Genomic DNA, 20273 nt, shown 5'->3' on the forward strand with positions numbered 1-20273 from the left:
GCGCCCCAATATTGGGACGCTTATCAGGGTAAAAAAAAAACTACTATGGTAATAAAACTTTGTCTATGGCGTGAACAATACCATTAGAACACTGAACATCTGTCAAGATGATGTTTGCAGTTCTGTTATTCGCGTCTTTAATTTTTGCACCACCAATGGTTGTGATTGTAAACATTCCACCTTGGAAAGTTGTTACTGACATGTTATTCGTTAAATCTGTTGAAGCCACATTTGCTCCTGCAACAACGTGATATTTCAATACATTTTCTAAAGTTGCCTGTGGAATTGCTGCTAAATTAGGTGCACCAATTTCAGTTAACAATGAACTAAATGCAGCATTAGTAGGTGCAAACACCGTAAATGGAGAACTTGCTGTTCGACTTAAAATCCCTACAAAGTTTGGCATATCTGATCTCGTAAGCGCTGCAACTAAAGAAGTGAAATTAGGATTAGCCAAAGCGTGAGTAACGATTGTTGGTAAACCAATTACAGCATCAACTTTGTGGATTACGCCATTTGTAGCCATAATATCGGCTTTGGTAACATTTGAAATTCCGTTAATTTTCACTCCAGAAGCATTGTTGATAAACATGCTCAAATTTCTCGTTGTAGAAGCCCCTCCTTTTGCTAAAGTAGAAACGTAACCCGTAGTAATTTGGCTTGAAGTTACTTTCGCTGCTAGAACGTGATTTAATAAAATTTCTTTTAAGGCAGCTGCTGGAACATCATTTAAACTTGCAAATCCATTTGCAGTCAAGAAAGAAGTAAATGCCGAATTTGAGGGTGCGAAAACGGTAAAAGTTCCCGTTCCATCTAAAGTTGCAGCAAGACCTGCTTTGTCGATTGCCGCTTTTAAGGATGATAAATCAGAATCTCGCGATGCAATTGCGTAAATGGTTTGACTCATTACAGGTTCATCGTCATTGTTGCTGCAACTTACTGTTGCGAATCCTACAGCAAATAATACTGAAAGGACTTTAAAAATGTTTTTCATAATAATATTTTTTTTATTAATCAAATATAGGATGTTTTTTTACTTATTTAAATATATTAGTATTATTTAATACTAATAAGTTTTATTTATAGAATCTATATTAGCCTAATACCCAATAAACAAAGAGACCTCGCACAATTTGCGAGGTCTTTTAATTAAAAATAAATTAATTATATTAAAATAAATTTTCGTCTACTATATTTGGTAAGGTTACCTTCAAATTCGGTTCTATATCCATGGCACGTTTAATGGCGAAAATAGCACCTTCATTTCTTGCCCAACTTCTGCGGGAAATTCCATTGTTCACATCCCAGAAAAGCATTGATTTTAATCTTCGGTCTGCATCATCACTTCCATCGAGTAACATTCCGAAACCACCATTAATAACTTCGCCCCATCCAACGCCGCCGCCATTATGAATAGAAACCCAAGTCGCTCCGCGGAAACTGTCGCCAATCACATTCTGAATCGCCATATCTGCAGTGAATCGAGAACCATCATATATATTAGAAGTTTCGCGATAAGGAGAATCTGTTCCCGAAACATCGTGGTGATCTCTTCCTAAAACAACTGGCCCAATTTCTCCATTTTTAATGGCTTTGTTAAAGGCTTCTGCGATTTTCATTCTTCCTTCTGCATCAGCATAGAGAATTCTGGCTTGGGATCCAACAACTAGTTTGTTTTGTTGTGCCTCTTTAATCCAGGTAATATTATCTTGCATTTGCTGCTGAATTTCTGTTGGCGAATTTTTCATGATTTCTTCTAAAACTGCACAGGCGATTTCGTCAGTCTTCTGAAGATCTTCAGGTTTTCCACTGGCACAAACCCAACGAAAAGGTCCGAAACCAAAATCGAAACACATCGGTCCCATAATATCCTGCACATAACTTGGATATTTAAATTCTCTTCCAAGCGTTGGATTTTCTGACATTACATCGGCTCCGGCTCTACTCGCTTCTAATAAAAATGCATTTCCGTAATCGAAGAAATAAGTTCCTTTTTCTGTATGTTTGTTGATTGCGGCTGCGTATCTTCGCAAACTTTCCTGAACTTTTTCTTTAAATAAATCAGGATTTTCGGCCATCATTTTATTGGCTTCTTCAAAAGAAATTCCGACCGGATAATATCCTCCTGCCCAAGGATTATGAAGAGAAGTCTGATCTGAACCAATATCGATATGCAAATTTTCTTGGTCGAATTTTTCCCATACTTCAACAACATTTCCGAGATATGCCAAAGAAACTGTTTCTTTATTTTCCTGCGCTTTTTTAACTCTTACCACCAGTTCATCAAGATTTTCATGAATTTCATCAATCCATTTTTGCTCGTGACGAATCTTGGTAATTTTAGGATTTACTTCTGCACAAACCGTTATACATCCAGCGATATTTCCGGCTTTTGGTTGCGCACCAGACATTCCGCCTAATCCTGAAGTGATGAATAATCCGCCTTTGGGTTCTTTTTTAATTTTTCTGAAAGCATTCAAAACCGTAATCGTCGTTCCATGAACAATTCCTTGTGGACCAATGTACATGTAACTTCCAGCGGTCATTTGTCCATATTGTGAAACTCCCAACGCATTAAATTTTTCCCAATCATCAGGTTTTGAATAATTTGGAATCACCATTCCATTCGCTACAACAACTCTAGGCGCGTCTTTATGACTCGGAAATAATCCCATCGGATGCCCGGAATACATGGTCAAAGTTTGGTTGTCTGTCATTTCCGACAGATATTTCATGGTCAAAAGATATTGTGCCCAGTTCTGGAAAACCGCTCCGTTTCCACCGTAAGTAATTAATTCGTGTGGATGTTGGGCCACAGCATAATCCAAGTTATTTTGAATCATCAGCATAATTGATTTCGCCTGTTGAGAGTTTCCTGGATAGTCGGAAATGGATCTTGCTTTCATTTCATAATCCGGACGAAAACGATACATATAAATTCTCCCGTATTTCTCCAATTCTTCTCTAAATTCAGGCAACAATTCTGCATGAAATTTAGGCTCGAAATAACGAAGTGCGTTTTTTAGTGCCAGTTTCTTTTCTTCGTTAGTAAGAATTTCTTTCCGCTTTGGAGCGTGGTTAATTTGTGGATTGTATGGTTTAAGAGCAGGAAGTTCATTTGGAATTCCCTGTTGAATCTGTTCTTGAAAAGTCATTATATTTCAAAGTTGTGAGTTGATACTATTCGAAGTTTTAAAGATATTCAAATTAGAAAATACAAAGCAAAGAAAACAGGGAAAAATTCCCCTCCTCTAGATTTCAAACATTAAAAAACCTTACTCTAATAAAGTAAGGTTGAATTATTATGATAATAAATCTTCATTTTCTTCTTCATGATTATCTTCATTATCACTCAGACTGTAGAAATTATTTTCTTCGTCCTCAGAGCCGATTTCTTCCATTTCATCATCAGCACTTGAACCGGGAACATCCAAATCATCACCAACTTTTTCGATTTCCTGCTGCTCATTCTCAATCGGATTTCCATCTCCGTCTAATGAAATATGTTCTTCCTGATTAAAAATATCATTTTCAGAACTGTAGTTCATTTCTTCTAAATTCTCTTTTTGCTCGTGTGTATTATCTTGTGGTGTCATAATATAAGGTTTTAATGTATTCTAATAGTGTCAAAAATGATTCCAAGATACCTTAATACGCATTTAATTTAGACATAACCATCTTTCAATTCAGATAGAAAAATCTATATTTGCAGTTATAATTTCAATAATAAAGGTGAATCGTGTGCAAATCACGAACTGTCGCGCAACTGTAATCCACTCCAGGAAAGTCAGATCCCTCTATTGAAATTCTAAAATGCTTTCGCGATCTGAAGCAGAAAATTCAATTGACAATGCTGTTAATTTTTCTGTTCATTTCAATTATTAATGTTTTAATTCAATAACAATGAACTACGAAGAAAAAATCAAAAATTCAGAAACCCACGTTTTCAAAGTCGTTTTCCCGAATATTACCAATCATCATAATACAATGTTTGGTGGAACCGTGATGGAAATGATGGATGAAGTCGCTTTTATGACTGCGACGAGGTTTGCCAGAAAATCATTTGTGACCGTAAGTTGTGACCGTATTGATTTCAAAAAACCTATTCCTGCAGATACATTGGTTGAATTAATTGGTCGGGTAAAATATGTCGGAAACTCCAGTTTAAAAGTGAGTGTAGAAGTTTATGTTGAACAGATGTACGATGAAATAAGAGAAAAAGCAGTCGCCGGTGATTTTACTTTGGTTGCGATTGGCGCTGATAAAAAACCAATTAAAATATTTGAAAGAGAAGAAACGATCAAAGAACTATAAATTAGAAGCCGTCTCATAAATTAGTGAAACGGCTTTTTTTATGATTTTTTAAAAATTCAAGAATGGTCATGTCTATCAAAACCTCGGAGGCTCAATTTAAGTTTTGAGCCATTAACTATTTTTATAAATCGTCATCAAGCATTCTGTTTTTATTATTTTCCCATTCATCTTCATATGCCTTTTCTTGATTTTTCCACGCTTCCGGTGGAACTGCATTTTCCGCGTGCTTTTTAGGATGACTATTGCTAATTAATTTTTCTTCAACTGAATGATTCTCCAGATTAATAATCTCTTCTTTCTTATTATCCAAAGACAATTCGTCGTTTCCCTTTGGAGTATTAGTTTTATTATTCATGATACTTTAATTAAAAGGTTATTGGAGAAGTTGCTTCAAAAATTATTCCGAAAAACCTGATTTATTTTTATGAATTAGAAGTTATTCAGACCTAAAAAAATTATCATAATTTCCCATTTCTTATCTTTTAAAAACAAAAATAATTCTTAACAATTCAGAAAAATTTCTTAATTATTATTATTAAATTTGCCTCGATTGATATTATGGAAAAAAACGTTAAAAAAACCACGCCTAAAACGGCTGAACAAAATAGAACACTTTCTAAACCGCGCATATTTTTCGGAATTTTATTTCTAGTATTTTCGCTAGTTGCAACCCTTTCATTCATTTCCTATTTAATGAATTGGAAAGCAGATCAAAGCCAAGCAGGAACCATGCTCGATAAAACGATTCAATCATCAAATATCTTTGGGAAAATTGGTGATTGGTTGGGGAATATTTTCATTTTTGAAAGTATTGGAATTGCGGCGTTTCTTGTTGCTTTTCTCTTTTTCGTTTTGGGAATGATGATTCTGAAAAAAAATTATTTCAAACCTTGGAAAACCATCGGGCATTCTTTATTTTTCATATGCTGGTTGCCGATTTTAATGGGCGCGGTAACCCAAGGCCAAGGTGTTTTGAGTGGTGTTTACGGTTTTCAAATTATGGATTTTTTAAATTCTGTTATTGGAACTGCTGGACTTTGGATGGTGATTTTAGTTAGTATTGGTCTTTATTTTATTTTGGAATTTAATCTTCGTCCAAGCAGCATTAAATCAAAACTGAGCGATTTAAATGATAATACGATTGGTCGTGTTAAAGGCATGATGCCGCGTTCAGAAGAAAATTTCGAAGCAGATGAAGAACTGGAAGAAATTATTAATGAAAATGAGCAAAACATTACGGTTACTGAAGTAAATACAGTGCAGCAAAAGCCAAAAGAAGTTGTCATTAATACTGACATTGAACCCATTAAAACTCCGAATCAAACTTCATTTAATCAAGACGAACAAAAAACAACAGTAAACTTAAGTCCTATTACTTCTGTTGAGGAGACCCCAATTTTGCCGAAAAATGATGATATTGATTTTAAAGTTGAAGTTGCAAAAACCATTGACATTGTTGATGAAAGCGATCGTAAATCTCAGGAATTAGTTGATAAGCACGGATATTACGATCATAAATTAGAACTCGGTAAATTTCAAATGCCGCCTATCGATTTATTGCGTGATTACGGTAATGAGGAAATCTCCATTAATAAAGATGAATTAGAAGAAAACAAAAATAAAATTGTAGGTTTATTAAAAAACTTTAATGTCGGTATTTCCGAAATTAAAGCGACCATTGGACCAACTGTTACTTTATACGAAATCGTTCCCGAAGCGGGAATTCGTGTTGCTTCGATTAAGAAATTACAGGATGACATTGCTCTGAATCTTTCTGCTTTAGGAATTAGAATTATCGCTCCAATGCCCGGCAAAGGAACGATTGGAATTGAAGTTCCAAGAAAAAACCCGTCGATGGTTTCGATGAGAAGCGTTATTGCTTCTCAGAAGTTCCAAAATTCAGATATGGATTTACCAGTTGTTTTTGGTAAAACAATTTCCAATGAAATCTTCATGGCCGATTTAGCAAAAATGCCTCACTTATTGATGGCAGGTGCAACCGGTCAAGGAAAATCTGTTGGGATTAATGCAATTTTAACTTCACTCCTTTATAAAAAACATCCGAGCGAATTGAAATTCGTGATGGTTGATCCGAAAAAAGTTGAACTTTCACTTTATTCAAAAATTGAAAGACACTATTTAGCAAAACTTCCGGATGGTGAAGATGCGATTATTACAGATACGCACAAAGTAATTAATACGTTGAACTCGCTTTGTATCGAAATGGATCAGCGTTATGACCTTTTGAAAAATGCGTTCTGTAAAAACATTAAAGAATACAACAAGAAATTCTCTGAACGTAAATTAAATCCAGAAAACGGACACCGTTATTTACCTTACATCGTTTTGGTGGTCGATGAGTTCGCCGATTTAATTATGACGGCAGGAAAAGAAGTTGAACTTCCGATCGCCAGATTAGCACAGTTAGCCAGAGCAGTAGGTATTCACTTAATCGTTGCAACACAAAGACCTTCAGTAAATGTAATTACGGGTATGATTAAAGCAAACTTCCCGGCAAGAGCAGCCTTCCGTGTAATTTCAAGTGTAGATTCCCGTACAATTTTAGATTCTCCAGGAGCGGATCAACTAATTGGAAAAGGTGATATGCTTTACTTTAATGGAAATGAAATTATGCGTTTGCAATGTGCTTTTGTTGACACTCCAGAAGTAGAAAAAGTGGCGGAATACATTGGTGAACAAAAAGGATATGCAAGCGCTTACATGCTTCCTGAGTATTCTACCGAAGAAAACACTTCTACAGTTGGTGCTTTTGATCCGAACGAAAAAGATGTTCTTTTCGAAGATGCAGCGAGAATATTAGTTTCCACGCAACAAGGTTCAACCTCAATGTTACAAAGACAATTGAAATTAGGATATAACCGTGCCGGCAGAATTATGGATCAGTTAGAAGCCAGTGGCGTTGTAGGCGGCTTCAATGGAGCAAAAGCGAGAGAAGTATTGATCAGTGACTTAAATTCTTTGGAACAGTTTTTGGAAGAATTGCGAAAGTAATTTGAATTTAAACATCAGTTTAACTTTAAATTAAATTATTCATCCAAAAAATTAAAAAAGAATGATAGCGATATTGAAAAAAATCTCCTTAGGAATGATGGTTGTTGCGACTACTGCAAGTTTTTCTGCCCAGAAAATCGATGCGAAGGCAAAGACCATATTAGATGCCGTTGCAACCAATTATAAAAGTAAAGACAACGTTTATTTTAAATTTGTCTACGGAACTGGAACAGGTAAAAAGGTAACCAAGACCGAACCTGGAATTTTTTATTCTGCGAAAGACCTTTATAAATTAAAAATAATGGGTACAGAGCAAATCTTCGACGGAAATAAAATTTACAATATTTCTGCAGAAGACCAGGAAATTACCGTTGCAAAACCAACTGGAAGCGAACAAATGTTCTCTCCTCTTACTTATATTGAGCAATACAAAAAAGGATATAACGTAAAATATGTCGGAAAGTTGAATGTAAATGGAGTCAATTCTGATTATATAAAATTAACTCCTGTTAAGAATAATGGCATTAAAGAAGTGAATCTTTTTGTAAATGCAGCGAAAAAACAGATTGTAAAAATTGAACAGTTTTCAAATGACAATGCTGTTTCTGTGATTGCAATCAATGATTATAAGGAGAATCAGAAGTTGAGCAGCACCATGTTCACCTTCGATAAAGACCAATATAAAAACTATTTTGTTACCGAACTTTAGAACTCAATAATTCACGATAAATAAGTCACAAAGGAAAATTATTCTTTTGTGACTTTTTTGGTAAATTTGAACCATGATAAAAAAACTCGACGGTTACGTCATTAAAACTTTTTTCGGCCCGTTTCTTTTCATATTCAGTGTGTTGTTTTTCATTTTTGTGGTGAACATCATTTGGATTAGATTGGCGCAGTTTACTGGGAAAGGTTTGAGTTATTGGGAGATTTTGAAATTACTCTCTTATCTTTCTGCGATCGTAGTACAATTGGTTTTACCGTTGACGATTTTACTTTCCGCAATCATGACTTTTGGTGATTTTGGGGAACGCTACGAACTGGCTGCCATGAAAGCCGCCGGGATTTCGCTTACCAGAATCATGCTGCCGTTATTTGTTACTACCCTATTCTTCTCGGCTTTCTTGTTTGTTTTTTCCAATAATGTCGTCCCAGATTTTCAGCGGAAGGCGAAGAATATGCTCTACAATATCGCAGCAACGAAACCCGCACTTAACTTTACACCCGGACAATTTATTCAGCAATTGCCCGGATATAGTGTGAAATTTGATAAGATTACAGGCGAAAATGGAGAGAATTTAACGGGAGTTTTCATTCATAAAATGGCTACTTCCTTTGAAGATCAACAATCTATTGTTGCAGAAAAAGGGAAATTCGTTCCAGCGGCTAATCCGAATTATTTAAAACTGGTTTTATTTAATGGTCATATTTATGAAGATCAGTTGAATAATGTTGATTACAACGTGCGTTTAAAACAACCTGATCAGGCGATTAAATTTGATACTTTGGTTTCTCATTTTAATATCTCAGAAATTATTGATAAAGCCATTGAAGCAGAAAAAATTACCGATGATTACTCTTTTCAAAATGTGATAGAACTCAATTCAACCATCAAGGATACGAAAAAGAGCAACAATGATATTATGAAGAATGTGACCTACGAATTGGTGAGCCAAACCAACAGTTACGTTACTTATGTCGATCAGTCAAAAGCAAAATCGAAGGTTGTTGCACCTGCAAAAATAGATACGGTTAAAATAGAAAAGAAGCAGGATATGCTGTTTTCCGCATATAATAAATTAGAAAACATCAAACAATCTACGCTTGGGAAAAATGCACAAATTAAAGATATGCATGCTTATTTTGCACGGGTCGTAATGCATCAGCAAAGAATATTTTCTTATTCTGTGACCTGCATTATTTTCTTTTTAATTGGCTCAAGTTTAGGATCGATTATCAGGAAAGGAGGTTTGGGTTTACCCGTTGTAATTGCAATTGTGGTTTTCATTCTCTTCTATGTTTTAAATCTTACAGCAGAAAATATTGCGTGGGCGGGAAATATGGATCCTTATTTGGCGGCTTGGTTGCCCAATATTATTCTATTCCCGTTCGGTGTTTGGTTAACGTATAAAGCATTAACGGATTCGCAACTCTTCGATATAGAAAAATACAAATCTATGTTTAAACCGCTGATTAATTTGTTTTCAAAAAACAAAGAACACGAACGATACCGATAATCAGGTTTTCAATATTATTTAAAAATTAAAGGATGGTTTTTTCCATCCTTTTGCATTTGATAAAACTGCTCAGATCATTGAATAAAAAACTAATCAATCTACGGCTTTTTGTGAAGGTATCGTGAAAGTTTAATTCCCAAATCCGTCCAGATAATTTTCGTATTTCCGTTTCGTTCTAAATGATAATCAGCATTTGAAATTTCTTCTAAAATCGCTTCTATATTGGCACCATGAATAAATTTAGAAAAACTATCCCATTTAAAACTGCCTGATTCTATCTTTTTATAAACCAAACTTTCGTTCCCATAATTTTGAAGCAAAGCCAGACGAAACATTTCTGCGCAATATTCTAAAAAATTCAACTGCTTTTCTTTGTTCCAAGTTGCAATTCTTCTTCCCCAAAGAACGATATTCTTTAGAAATTCCGGTTTCTTCTTTACTTGGAAAGCCTCCCGAACCCACATGATAAACTGCTCTTCAAATTCAGAATCCATATTTTCAGATTGCAGTAATTTCTTTGCAGTATTCCAATTTCCCTGGGCTTGAAAAATAATTTTATTTTGATTATCAGAACTGATTTGCTTATTATTCATTAAGAATTGAGACAAATCATCTTCTTTAATTCTGGGTATTTCTACGATTTGTGTTCGGGAAAGAATCGTAGGAAGCATGAAATCGATATTGGAAGCGGTAAGAATGATGTACGTGTTTTTTGGTGGCTCTTCTAAAAATTTTAGAAACTTGTTGGCAGCATCGGAATTCATTTTATCTGCTTGCCAAACGATGAGGATTTTACTGCCGCCTTCAAAACTTTTTAATGCAAATTTTTTGTTGATTTCATCGATTTCTTCAACATAAATGCTGAGTTGTTTATTTTCTGATTCTAGAATTGCGCTCCAATCTTCGTTATTTGAATAAGGATTCTCCAACATCATCGTGCGGAATTCGTCGAAGAAAAGCGAACTTAATGCAGTTCGATTAACTTTAAAAACGGGAAAACTAAAATGCAAATCGAGGTGATTAAGACTATCAACTTTAGCGGAAGAATGTTCATTTTCCTTTCGTAAAATCTCCTTTGCAAATGCCATCGCCAAAGGAAGTGTTCCGTAACCGTCTTTCCCCACAAATAACTGTGCATGACTTACACGATTGCTTTTAATACTATCTTTAAGCAGATTTTTCAGTTCCTCGTGTCCTACAATTTGTTCCCAATTCATGTTTCAAAGATAAATATTTTTGAGCGATGATGCAGTTGAATTTCTATTGAAAAAATAATGATTATTAAATAAACGGCAGAACACTAATTTTATAAATTATTTAATACAGATAAACAGTTTTAAATATAATTTTAATAAAATTTGACGAAAAATATTCGTTTGATAAGCTTAACAAACTTTAACCAAAGTTACTTTCATAGTTCAGTATTATTTAAGATATTTGCGCATTATTTTTAAAAATAGAGAATGAAAAGATTTTTTGTATTACCAATGATTGCCGCAGGTTTTTTCCTGAACGCACAAACAATTGGTAATTCTCCATATGCTGCCTTTGGAATCGGTGATGTTAAGTACGATAATACAACTGATATCAGTTCAATGGGTGGCGTTTCTACTGCATACATCTGGGACTTTAACAACAATTTTAATTTCAATAACCCGGCAGCCAATAAGAATTTAGAGTTGACAACTGTAAAAGTTGAGGTAAGTAACGAAAACAATTTCTTTAAATCGAATTACGATAATATGAGTGTAACTAAGCATTCCTCTTATTTATCTAATATTTCGATTGCTTTCCCACTTTCAAACAAGGTTAAATTTGGACTGGGTTACCAACCTTACAGTTCAAAAAAATACAGTGTTTTGACAAAAGAGGTTGTGGAAGGTGGTAATACTCAAGCGAGCCTGAACCGCGGAGACGGAAATGTAAATACCGTACAAGCTGGTATATCTTATCAGTTTACACCAGAATTTGCCTTAGGTCTACGATCTAATTTCTACTTTGGAAACTTGTACGATATTAATGAATTGACTTTTTCTGATGCTGAATTAATCAACGGTTATGAAACCAAAAATAAAGTAAAAACTTTCAATTTTACTTTGGGAACTGCTTATCAGAAAAAATTACAAAAAGATAGAAAGTTAACTTTAGGTGCAACTTATACCTTCGGGAATACCGGTCAAATGGAAACCCGATATATTAACAGCACTTATTTCTACACGGCTGGAGAAACCAAGAATAATGAAAGTATTATCGACGAAAAATACAGCGAAGATAAAAACTTGATTCCAATGGAGTTCTCTTTGGGGGCAGGTTACGGTAAAGATGCGAAATGGTTTGTAGGAACGCAGTTGGATTATAAAAAAGGAGAAACGATTCAATTCTTAGGAAAACCTTTTGTAAATAACGACGCTTATAAAATTTCTGCCGGAGGATGGTATTTGCCAAACTACAATAACTTTAGAAATTACTTTTCTCGTGTAACCTACCGATATGGTGCATATTACGAAAAAGGAAACTTATCATTTAACGGAACAAATGTTAATCAATTTGCGATTACGGGTGGAATGACGTTGCCTTTTGAAAACAAAAGTGCAAGCAGAATGAGTGGAATCGATGTTGGTATTGAACTAGGAAAAAGAGGAACACTGGATAATAATTTGATTCGTCAAAACTTTGTTAACTTGAAAATAGGAATTAATTTTGCAGACAAGTGGTTTAACAAACGACTTTATGATTAAAAAATGAATTTCATCAAAGAAATATTCTATAAAAATATAGCCGGCTTTTTGAGTTGTGCTATATTTTTTGCTTTAGTTTCCTGTGATGAAGATCTTGCTAAAATTAATAAAAACAGAAATACCAATTTCCCGTCGCAGATCATTAACAACGCCAATATTTTACAGCGGGATTCGGGCATGATTAAATTGCGTGCTACTGCTCCACTGATCGAGAAATACGAATATATCGATTCGCCTTATATCGTTGCCAGAAAAGGAATCAACATTCTTTTTTATGATAAAAAGAAACCCGATGCTCCTGGAAAAATCTCAGCGAAATACGCAAAGTTCAACGAGAAAAAGAAATTCTACGAAGCCAAAGGAAACGTGAAAATAATCAGCAATGAGAATCAAATGTTTGCGATGCAGTCTGTTTATTGGGATCAGGTAAACAAAGTTATTTACACAAAAGACACCGTTTATGTTACTGATAAAGATGGTTCTACTCTAGTTGGCGCTAATGGAATGACCGCCAAAGATGACTTCTCTGAATATACGTTCTACAATAATTCAGGTGATATCAATGCTCAGAAAATTCCGGAAAAATCCAGATAATTCGATCTATTCTTTCTGACAAACGCTCTTATTTTTCAACAATAATTCATACATTTAAGAAACTTTTATCTTATGAATTTCCACGCTTTGGGTTTAATGTCTGGCACCAGTCTCGATGGATTGGATATTTGTCATGCATTTTTTGAAAAAAATGAAGTCGGAAAATGGAACTTTAAGATTCTACATGCCTCCACTTTTCCCTATTCCGAAACTTGGGAAAACAAACTTCGAAATGCTATTCATTTATCTGCGGAAGAACTCTTCGAACTCAATTCTGAATACGGATTTTATTTGGGTCAAAAAGCACAGGAATTCATCGAGAAATATTCTTTAGAAAACATCACTTTTATCGCTTCTCACGGACACACCGTTTTTCATCAACCACAGAAAAAGTTTACGGTTCAAATTGGAGATGGTCGTGCAATTAAATTGCTCACTCACATTCCCGTGATTTATGACTTTAGAAGTCAGGATGTTTTAATGGGCGGAAACGGCGCACCTTTAGTTCCCATAGGCGATGAGCTACTTTTTTCTGAATTTGATGCGTGTTTAAATATCGGTGGATTTTCTAATATTTCCTTTAAAGAAAATGGAAAAAGAATTGCTTTTGATATTTGTCCAGTGAATATTGTCCTTAATCATTTTGCCAAACAATTAGGAAAAGAATACGACGAAAACGGTGATTTTGCAAGAAATGGAATAATTAATGATACCATTTTATCAGCCTTAAATTCAATTGAATATTATCATCAAAATCCGCCAAAATCATTAGGAATGGAATGGGTTTCGAAACATATTTTACCAGAATTTAAAAATGAAAATCCAGCAACGATTATAGCCACTTTTACAGAACATGCTGCAATTCAAATCGCCGACATTTTTAATCATTATCAAATAAAAAAAGTTTTATTTACTGGTGGCGGAACTTATAATTCTTATCTAGTTGAAAGGATAAAAAGTAAAACTCAAACAGAAATTATTATTCCAGAAAAGGAATTAATTGATTTTAAAGAAGCATTGATTTTTGCCTTTATGGGAGTTTTAAGAATGAAGAATGAAAATAATGTTATGTCCTCAGCAACCGGAAGTTCCGACAATCATTGTTCTGGAATTCTCGTTTAAATAGTATTAATAAAAAAAATAAAATGTAGATGCAAATAGATATTAGACCTTTAAAATTAGATGATTACGACGAACTCAAAGAGACGATGCAAAAAGCATATCCTGCAATGTCGGAAAGTATTTGGTCAAAAGCAAGCATTAAAAAACTGATCAAAATTTTTCCTGATGGTCAAATCTGTATCACTGTTGATGATAAGATTGCAGCCGTTTGTCTGTCTCTCATCGTGCAATATGAATTGTATGGCGATGATCATACTTATAAAGAAATCACAGGTAATTACACCTTCAACACCCACTCTGACACCGGAAATGTATTGTACGGAATTGAAGTTTTTGTAGATCCTGAATTTAGAGAATTGCGTTTGGCGAGAAGATTATATGATGCTCGAAAAGAATTGTGTGAGAAACTCAATTTGAAATCGATTATCGTTGGTGGTCGTATTCCGAATTATCATTTGCACAGTCATGAACTTTCACCGAGACAATATATTCAGCAAGTTCGAAAAAAAGAAATTTACGATCCTGTTTTAAGTTTTCAATTAGCCAATAATTTTCTGCCAGTTCGGGTTTTAAAAAACTATTTACCCGAAGATTTACAATCAGCAGAAAACGCGGTTTTGTTGCAATGGAATAATATTTATTACAGCAAAAAACCAAATACGATGCAGGATGCTGTAATTCGTTTAGGCTTGGTGCAATGGCAAATGCGTCATTTCAAAGACATCGATGCATTCTTTGAACAGGTTGAATTTTTCGTGAATGTAATGGCCGATTATAAATCAGATTTCATTATGTTCCCAGAGTTTTTCAATACTCCTCTCCTCGCTCCTTTCAATGATTTAAGTGAAAGAGACAGTATGTTTAAACTGGCTGAACTGACCGAAGAAATTAAGAATAAACTCTCTCAATTGGCAATCGGTTATAACATCAACATCATCGGCGGAAGTATGCCTTTGGTGGAAAACGAAGAATTGTATAATGTCAGTTATCTCCTTCATCGTGACGGAAAAATCGATGAACACAGAAAAATTCACATCACGCCGAATGAGAAAAAATTCTACGGAATGAAAGGTGGCGATCAAATAAAAGTGATTGATACCGATTGCGGAAAAGTTGGTTTGGTGATTTGTTATGATGTAGAATTCCCAGAATTACCACGTATTTTAGCCGATCAAGGAATGAAGATTTTATTTGTCCCTTATTTGACAGATACTCAAAATGCTTATATGCGCGTTCGAAATTGTGCCTCTGCAAGAGCGATTGAAAATGAATGTTATGTAGCCATCGCAGGTTGTGTCGGGAATTTACCTGGAGTAAATAACATGGATATTCAATACGGACAAGCCGCGGTTTTCACACCATCTGATTTTGCCTTCCCATCAAATGCAATTAAAGGGGAAGCAACACCAAATACGGAGATGACTTTAATCGTAGATGTCGATCTCAATTTACTGAAAGAACTTCACCATTACGGCGCCGTACGGACAATGAGCGATCGCCGAAAAGATTTGTACGATACGATTTCTTATAATACAGAAACAGATAATGAATAAAAAAAATAAATCCCAAAACCATTTTAGTTTTGGGATTTATTTTTTATTCTGAAAGAAAATTGTATCATTTCAATAGATTATTACTTCACTTTTAAATACATTAAATTGGAAGAATTGGAAAAATTTGACATTTCCAAACTTTCATTAAAATTTTTATCTTTGTTAAATATGGAAATTATTAATAAAAGAACCGTTTCTCAAGAGATCTTGCTCAAAGCATTTGGTCACATGATGATTGCAAAAGCAACTGCAGATGTTTATGAAGAAAACCGAAATATTTGTAAATACGTTCACTCTACTTCCCGCGGCCACGAAGCGATTCAACTCGCCACCGCTTATCAGTTGACCAAAGAAGATTGGGTCTCACCATATTATCGCGATGAAAGTTTACTGTTGGGAATGGGTTTCGAACCTTATCAGTTAATGCTTCAGTTATTGGCGAAAGCAGATGATCCTTTTTCCGGTGGACGTTCTTATTACTCGCATCCATCAAGCCGGGAAGAAAGTTTACCGAAAATAATTCACCAAAGTTCCGCAACGGGAATGCAGGCAATTCCAACCACCGGAGTTGCGCAGGGAATCAAATATATCCAAGAATTTAAATTAAAGGAATTCGAAAATAACCCTGTGGTAGTTTGCAGTTTCGGAGATAACTCAATTACAGAAGGCGAAGTTTCAGAAGCATTTCAGTTTGCTGCACTTCATCAATTACCCATCATTTTTTTAGTTCAGGATAATGAGTGGGGAATTTCTGTAACTAAAGAAGAAGCCAGAACTTCTGATGCTTACGATTTCGCCGCAGGTTTTGTTGGTCTAAACAGAATGAAAGTTGACGGAACCGATTTCGAAGCCAGTTTCGAATGCATGAAAAAAGCCGTTGATTTTGTCCGTGCAGAAAGAAAACCAATGCTAGTTTGCGCAAGCACAGTTCTTATTGGTCATCATACTTCCGGAGTTCGACGAGAATTTTATAGAGACGAAGAAGATTTAGAAAAACACAGAGCCAAAGATCCAGGCGTTCTTTTGAGAAAACGACTACTGGAAGAAGGTGTTGACGAAGACCTTTTAAAACAAATAGAAAAGAAAGCCAGACTAGAAGTTGAACAGGCATTTCAAAAAGCCATCGATGCTGAAGATCCAAAACCTGAAACGGTAGAAGATCACGTCTTCGCTCCTTCTCCAATTACGGAAGAAGTTGGACAAAGAGAAGGAGAAAATCCGGAAAAAATAGTGATGGTTGATGCCGCGATTCATGCCATTCAGGAAATCATGTGGAAACATCCGGAAGCCTTACTTTATGGACAAGACGTTGGTGAAAGAATTGGTGGTGTCTTCAGAGAAACGGTGACTTTAGGAAAAAAATTCGGGAATAAAAGAGTTTTCAATACGCCCATTCAGGAAGCCTATATTATTGGTTCAACCGTTGGAATGAGTGCAGTTGGATTAAAACCAATTGTCGAAGTTCAGTTCGCCGATTATATTTATCCGGGAATCAATCAGTTGATTACCGAGGTTTCTAAATCCAATTATTTAAGCAACGGAAAATTTCCGGTGAGTAATATTATTCGTGTACCAATCGGTGCTTACGGCGGTGGCGGACCATATCACAGCGGAAGTGTCGAAAGTATTTTAGCCAATATTAAAGGTATAAAAATCGCTTATCCAAGCAACGCAGCAGATTTTAAAGGATTATTAAAAGCCGCTTTCTATGATCCAAATCCTGTCGTTATGTTGGAGCATAAAGGTTTGTACTGGAGCAAAGTTCCGGGAACTGAAGATGCAAAAACCATAGAGCCGGCTGAAGATTATATCTTACCTTTTGGTAAAGGAAATATCATTTTAGAAGCCGACAAAACTGAAACCGAAAAAGGCAGAACTATGCTCATCGTTACTTATGGAATGGGCGTTTACTGGGCAAAAGAAGCCGCTAAAAATTTCACAGGTCGAGTTGAAATTATTGATTTGAGAACCTTGATTCCTCTGGATGAAAAATTGGTTTTCGAACGTGCGAAATTGCATGGTAAATGTTTGGTTTTAACCGAAGAACAAATTCAAAACTCTTTTGCTGAAGCCTTTGCTCATCGTATTTCCAAAGAATGTTTCCGGTTTTTAGATGCTCCAGTTGAAGCCATGGGTTCACTCAATTTACCCGCCGTTCCGATTAATTTGGTTTTAGAAAAAGAAATGTTACCGAATGCAGAAAAACTCACCAAAAAGATAAATGAGATTCTTAATCACTAACTGCAGTAAGAAAAGCATTATCAACAATTTATTATTTTGGGCGCACATTTCCGGCTATCCATTACAATCTTTTTTTTAGATTCTTTCTTTTTGAAAAGTCTTTGAGTGAAAAAAAAAAAAAGGATTTCCATTTCTATCCGGGGCGCAACACATTTATAATAATTAGATTGTGAATCCGAATAGATTTTCAACACAAAGAAAACTTTGTCAAAGATCTAAAACTTTGACAAAGTTCATATCACAAAAAACCGTTCGATCTGCAAAATCTTTAAGATGTTGTTTTAACAATATTTAATAATTTCAATTCAATCTTCCAGGAAATTTTTTGCCGTAAAGTCTGGAAGGTTTTAGTATTTTTGTAGAAACCTCTACTCAAAATGTCCCAAGATATTCAGCAAAAAATAGAAGATCTGCGTTCAGAACTTCACCAACATAATTACAATTATTATATTTTAGACGAAGCCACCATTTCAGATTTTGAATTCGATTTAAAATTAAAAGAACTTCAGGAACTCGAAAAAAATTATCCCGAATTTTCAGATCCGAACTCTCCTACTTTGCGTGTTGGAGGCGAAATAACAAAAAACTTCCCGACGATTCAACATCAATTCCGAATGTATTCTCTGGATAATTCTTACGATTTCGATGATCTGGAAGACTGGGAAAAACGCATCATAAAAACCATTGAAGATCCGGTAGAATTTGTCGCCGAACTAAAATACGATGGCGCTTCGATTTCTATTTTATATGAAAACGGAAAACTGAAACAAGCCGTCACTCGTGGTGACGGTTTTCAAGGCGACGAAATCACAGCGAATGTAAAAACGATTTCAGATATTCCTTTAACTTTAAAAGGAGATTTTCCAAATCAGTTTTTTATGCGGGGTGAAATTTATTTAACCCGCAAAAACTTTGACAAAATAAATGCACGACGTGAAGAAGAAGGATTGGACTTGTTCATGAATCCAAGAAATACGGCTTCGGGAAGTTTAAAAATGCAGGATTCCGGCGAAGTAAGTAAGCGAAAACTTTCGGCCGTACTTTATCAATTTATTTCTTCTGAAATTCCGGCAGACACCCATTGGGAATTATTGCAGAACTCCAGAAAATGGGGTTTCAAAGTTTCGGATCAGGCAAAATTATGTAAAAACTTAGACGAGATAAAAGCCTTTATTATGTATTGGGACGAGCATCGACATGAACTTCCTTTTGAAATCGATGGAATTGTTTTGAAAGTAAATTCTATAAAACAACAGGCACAATTGGGTTATACAGCGAAATCTCCGCGTTGGGCAATGGCGTATAAATTCAAAGCCGAAAAGGTAGAAACCGAATTATTGACCGTGACTTATCAAGTTGGAAGAACCGGAGCGATTACGCCTGTTGCTAATTTGAAACCTGTTTTACTTGCCGGAACAATCGTTAAAAGAGCAAGTTTACACAATGAAGACATCATTAAAAAACTCGGTTTGCACGAAAATGATTTTGTATATGTAGAAAAAGGGGGTGAGATTATTCCAAAAATTGTTGGCATTAATGAAGAGAAAAGAAAATCGGATTCTAAGGAAATTGAATACATCACGAACTGTCCGGAGTGTGGAACTGAATTAGTCAGGATTGAGGATCAGGCGATTCATTTTTGCCCGAATGATTTGCATTGTCCGCCGCAGGTTGTAGGACGAATGATTCATTATGTTTCCCGAAAAGCCCTTGACATCGAAGGTTTAGGCGCTGAAACGATTGAACAGTTATATCGTGAAAAATTGATTGAAAATCCTGCAGATTTCTATACTTTAACAAAAGAGCAAATCCTTCCATTAGAAAGAATGGCAGAAAAATCAGCACAGAATATTATCGATGGCGTTGAAAAATCAAAACAAATTCCCTTCGAAAAAGTATTGTTTGGAATTGGTATAAAACACGTAGGAGAAACGGTTGCTAAAAAAATAGCGAAAAATTTCAACTCGATTGATGATTTGAAAAATGCTACTGCAGAAGAATTAATTCAGGTTGAAGACATCGGTGGAAAAATCGCTGAAAGTATTGTCAATTTCTTTAAAGATCCAGAAAACTTATTGATGATTGAACGTTTGAAATCTTACGGCGTTCAATTGGAAAAAGGAGAAAATACGAATGAAGTTATAAGCACGGTTTTAGAAAATAAGACTTTTCTCTTTACCGGAAAACTTTCTCTTTTTACCCGGGAAGCCGCCGAAGAAATGGTTGAAAAACATGGTGGAAAAAATATTTCTGCAGTTTCTAAAAACCTCAACTATTTAGTGGTTGGTGAAAAGGCTGGCAGCAAACTTAAAAAAGCCCAAGACATTGGAACGATAGAAATTCTTGATGAACAGCAATTTTTGGATCTCATTTCATAATTAAATGTTTGTTTGAATTATTATTAAAAATAGGATTACAATTATTTCAATAATACATTAAAAATGATTAGCAAACCTTAATAC

The 20273-nt window shown here is 35.1% G+C and carries 15 protein-coding genes and 1 riboswitch; of the genes, 10 read left to right on the plus strand and 5 right to left on the minus strand.

Annotated features, from left to right (window positions below; genetic code table 11):
• Positions 1–43: 43 nt before the first annotated feature.
• The 3 genes from PUH65_RS08485 to PUH65_RS08495 all read right to left on the minus strand — a co-directional run bounded on the left by PUH65_RS08485 (position 44) and on the right by PUH65_RS08495 (position 3596).
• Positions 44–994, minus strand: a complete 951-nt coding sequence (locus PUH65_RS08485) for a fasciclin domain-containing protein (RefSeq protein WP_305519527.1) — start codon at positions 992–994, stop codon at positions 44–46.
• Positions 995–1169: 175 nt separating this feature from the next.
• Positions 1170–3155, minus strand: a complete 1986-nt coding sequence (locus PUH65_RS08490) for a urocanate hydratase (RefSeq protein ID WP_305519528.1) — start codon at positions 3153–3155, stop codon at positions 1170–1172.
• 147 nt (positions 3156–3302) lie between these two features.
• Positions 3303–3596, minus strand: coding sequence for a hypothetical protein (locus tag PUH65_RS08495; RefSeq protein ID WP_305519529.1), 294 nt, complete (start codon positions 3594–3596; stop codon positions 3303–3305).
• A 95-nt stretch (positions 3597–3691) separates the two neighbouring features.
• Positions 3692–3816, plus strand: a riboswitch (cobalamin riboswitch).
• An 87-nt stretch (positions 3817–3903) separates the two neighbouring features.
• Here PUH65_RS08495 and PUH65_RS08500 point away from each other — a divergent pair.
• Positions 3904–4314 carry an acyl-CoA thioesterase gene (locus PUH65_RS08500; RefSeq protein ID WP_305519530.1) on the plus strand — a complete coding sequence of 137 codons (411 nt, stop codon included), beginning with the start codon at positions 3904–3906 and terminating at the stop codon, positions 4312–4314.
• Positions 4315–4435: 121 nt separating this feature from the next.
• Here the strand turns inward: PUH65_RS08500 and PUH65_RS08505 are convergent, their stop codons facing one another.
• Entirely contained in the window at positions 4436–4669 is a 234-nt protein-coding gene (locus PUH65_RS08505) for a hypothetical protein (RefSeq protein WP_305519531.1), read from the minus strand.
• A gap of 203 nt (positions 4670–4872) precedes the next feature.
• On the opposite strand from PUH65_RS08505, the gene PUH65_RS08510 reads away from it, so the two are divergent.
• The 3 genes from PUH65_RS08510 (at position 4873) to PUH65_RS08520 (ending at position 9563) form a co-directional block, all read left to right on the plus strand.
• Entirely contained in the window at positions 4873–7326 is a 2454-nt protein-coding gene (locus PUH65_RS08510) for a DNA translocase FtsK (protein ID WP_305519532.1), read from the plus strand.
• Positions 7327–7387: 61 nt separating this feature from the next.
• Positions 7388–8035 (plus strand): outer membrane lipoprotein carrier protein LolA, encoded by a 648-nt coding sequence (locus tag PUH65_RS08515; protein WP_305519533.1) that lies wholly within the window; start codon positions 7388–7390, stop codon positions 8033–8035.
• A 73-nt stretch (positions 8036–8108) separates the two neighbouring features.
• The gene (locus PUH65_RS08520; RefSeq protein WP_305519534.1) at positions 8109–9563 is read left to right on the plus strand and encodes an LptF/LptG family permease; all 1455 of its coding nucleotides are present in this window, start codon (positions 8109–8111) and stop codon (positions 9561–9563) included.
• Between the two features lie 98 nt (positions 9564–9661).
• Here PUH65_RS08520 and PUH65_RS08525 read toward each other — a convergent pair whose 3' ends face one another.
• The gene (locus tag PUH65_RS08525) at positions 9662–10780 is read right to left on the minus strand and encodes an ATP-binding protein (RefSeq protein WP_305519535.1); all 1119 of its coding nucleotides are present in this window, start codon (positions 10778–10780) and stop codon (positions 9662–9664) included.
• 246 nt (positions 10781–11026) lie between these two features.
• Between PUH65_RS08525 and PUH65_RS08530 the strand changes: the two genes are divergently transcribed.
• The 6 genes from PUH65_RS08530 to ligA all read left to right on the plus strand — a co-directional run bounded on the left by PUH65_RS08530 (position 11027) and on the right by ligA (position 20189).
• Positions 11027–12301: a hypothetical protein gene (locus PUH65_RS08530; protein ID WP_305519536.1), complete on the plus strand. Its 1275-nt coding sequence runs from the start codon at positions 11027–11029 to the stop codon at positions 12299–12301.
• A 3-nt stretch (positions 12302–12304) separates the two neighbouring features.
• Positions 12305–12895, plus strand: coding sequence for an LPS export ABC transporter periplasmic protein LptC (gene lptC, locus PUH65_RS08535; RefSeq protein WP_305519538.1), 591 nt, complete (start codon positions 12305–12307; stop codon positions 12893–12895).
• Between the two features lie 72 nt (positions 12896–12967).
• The gene (locus PUH65_RS08540) at positions 12968–14017 is read left to right on the plus strand and encodes an anhydro-N-acetylmuramic acid kinase (RefSeq protein ID WP_305519540.1); all 1050 of its coding nucleotides are present in this window, start codon (positions 12968–12970) and stop codon (positions 14015–14017) included.
• 29 nt (positions 14018–14046) lie between these two features.
• On the plus strand, positions 14047–15570 hold the full coding sequence (locus PUH65_RS08545; RefSeq protein ID WP_305519541.1) for a carbon-nitrogen hydrolase family protein: 1524 nt from the start codon (positions 14047–14049) through the stop codon (positions 15568–15570).
• A 168-nt stretch (positions 15571–15738) separates the two neighbouring features.
• Positions 15739–17811 carry a thiamine pyrophosphate-dependent enzyme gene (locus PUH65_RS08550; protein ID WP_305519542.1) on the plus strand — a complete coding sequence of 691 codons (2073 nt, stop codon included), beginning with the start codon at positions 15739–15741 and terminating at the stop codon, positions 17809–17811.
• A gap of 377 nt (positions 17812–18188) precedes the next feature.
• A complete protein-coding gene (gene ligA, locus PUH65_RS08555; protein WP_305519543.1) occupies positions 18189–20189 on the plus strand; it encodes an NAD-dependent DNA ligase LigA in 2001 nt (666 codons plus the stop codon).
• Positions 20190–20273 lie beyond the last annotated feature (84 nt).

The sequence above is a fragment of the Kaistella sp. SH40-3 genome (genome assembly GCF_030686865.1).
Classification (GTDB): Bacteria; Bacteroidota; Bacteroidia; order Flavobacteriales; family Weeksellaceae; genus Kaistella.

Excerpts from the sequence above, each read along its gene's own strand:
- PUH65_RS08510 (WP_305519532.1), top strand. The coding sequence starts at position 4,873 with ATGGAAAAAAACGTTAAAAAAACCACGCCTAAAACGGCTGAACAAAAT.
- PUH65_RS08550 (WP_305519542.1), top strand. The coding sequence starts at position 15,739 with ATGGAAATTATTAATAAAAGAACCGTTTCTCAAGAGATCTTGCTCAAA.
- lptC (WP_305519538.1), top strand. The coding sequence starts at position 12,305 with ATGAATTTCATCAAAGAAATATTCTATAAAAATATAGCCGGCTTTTTG.
- PUH65_RS08515 (WP_305519533.1), top strand. The coding sequence starts at position 7,388 with ATGATAGCGATATTGAAAAAAATCTCCTTAGGAATGATGGTTGTTGCG.
- PUH65_RS08500 (WP_305519530.1), top strand. The coding sequence starts at position 3,904 with ATGAACTACGAAGAAAAAATCAAAAATTCAGAAACCCACGTTTTCAAA.
- PUH65_RS08495 (WP_305519529.1), bottom strand. The coding sequence starts at position 3,596 with ATGACACCACAAGATAATACACACGAGCAAAAAGAGAATTTAGAAGAA.
- ligA (WP_305519543.1), top strand. The coding sequence starts at position 18,189 with ATGTCCCAAGATATTCAGCAAAAAATAGAAGATCTGCGTTCAGAACTT.
- PUH65_RS08520 (WP_305519534.1), top strand. The coding sequence starts at position 8,109 with ATGATAAAAAAACTCGACGGTTACGTCATTAAAACTTTTTTCGGCCCG.
- PUH65_RS08540 (WP_305519540.1), top strand. The coding sequence starts at position 12,968 with ATGAATTTCCACGCTTTGGGTTTAATGTCTGGCACCAGTCTCGATGGA.
- PUH65_RS08505 (WP_305519531.1), bottom strand. The coding sequence starts at position 4,669 with ATGAATAATAAAACTAATACTCCAAAGGGAAACGACGAATTGTCTTTG.
- PUH65_RS08485 (WP_305519527.1), bottom strand. The coding sequence starts at position 994 with ATGAAAAACATTTTTAAAGTCCTTTCAGTATTATTTGCTGTAGGATTC.
- PUH65_RS08530 (WP_305519536.1), top strand. The coding sequence starts at position 11,027 with ATGAAAAGATTTTTTGTATTACCAATGATTGCCGCAGGTTTTTTCCTG.
- PUH65_RS08525 (WP_305519535.1), bottom strand. The coding sequence starts at position 10,780 with ATGAATTGGGAACAAATTGTAGGACACGAGGAACTGAAAAATCTGCTT.
- PUH65_RS08490 (WP_305519528.1), bottom strand. The coding sequence starts at position 3,155 with ATGACTTTTCAAGAACAGATTCAACAGGGAATTCCAAATGAACTTCCT.
- PUH65_RS08545 (WP_305519541.1), top strand. The coding sequence starts at position 14,047 with ATGCAAATAGATATTAGACCTTTAAAATTAGATGATTACGACGAACTC.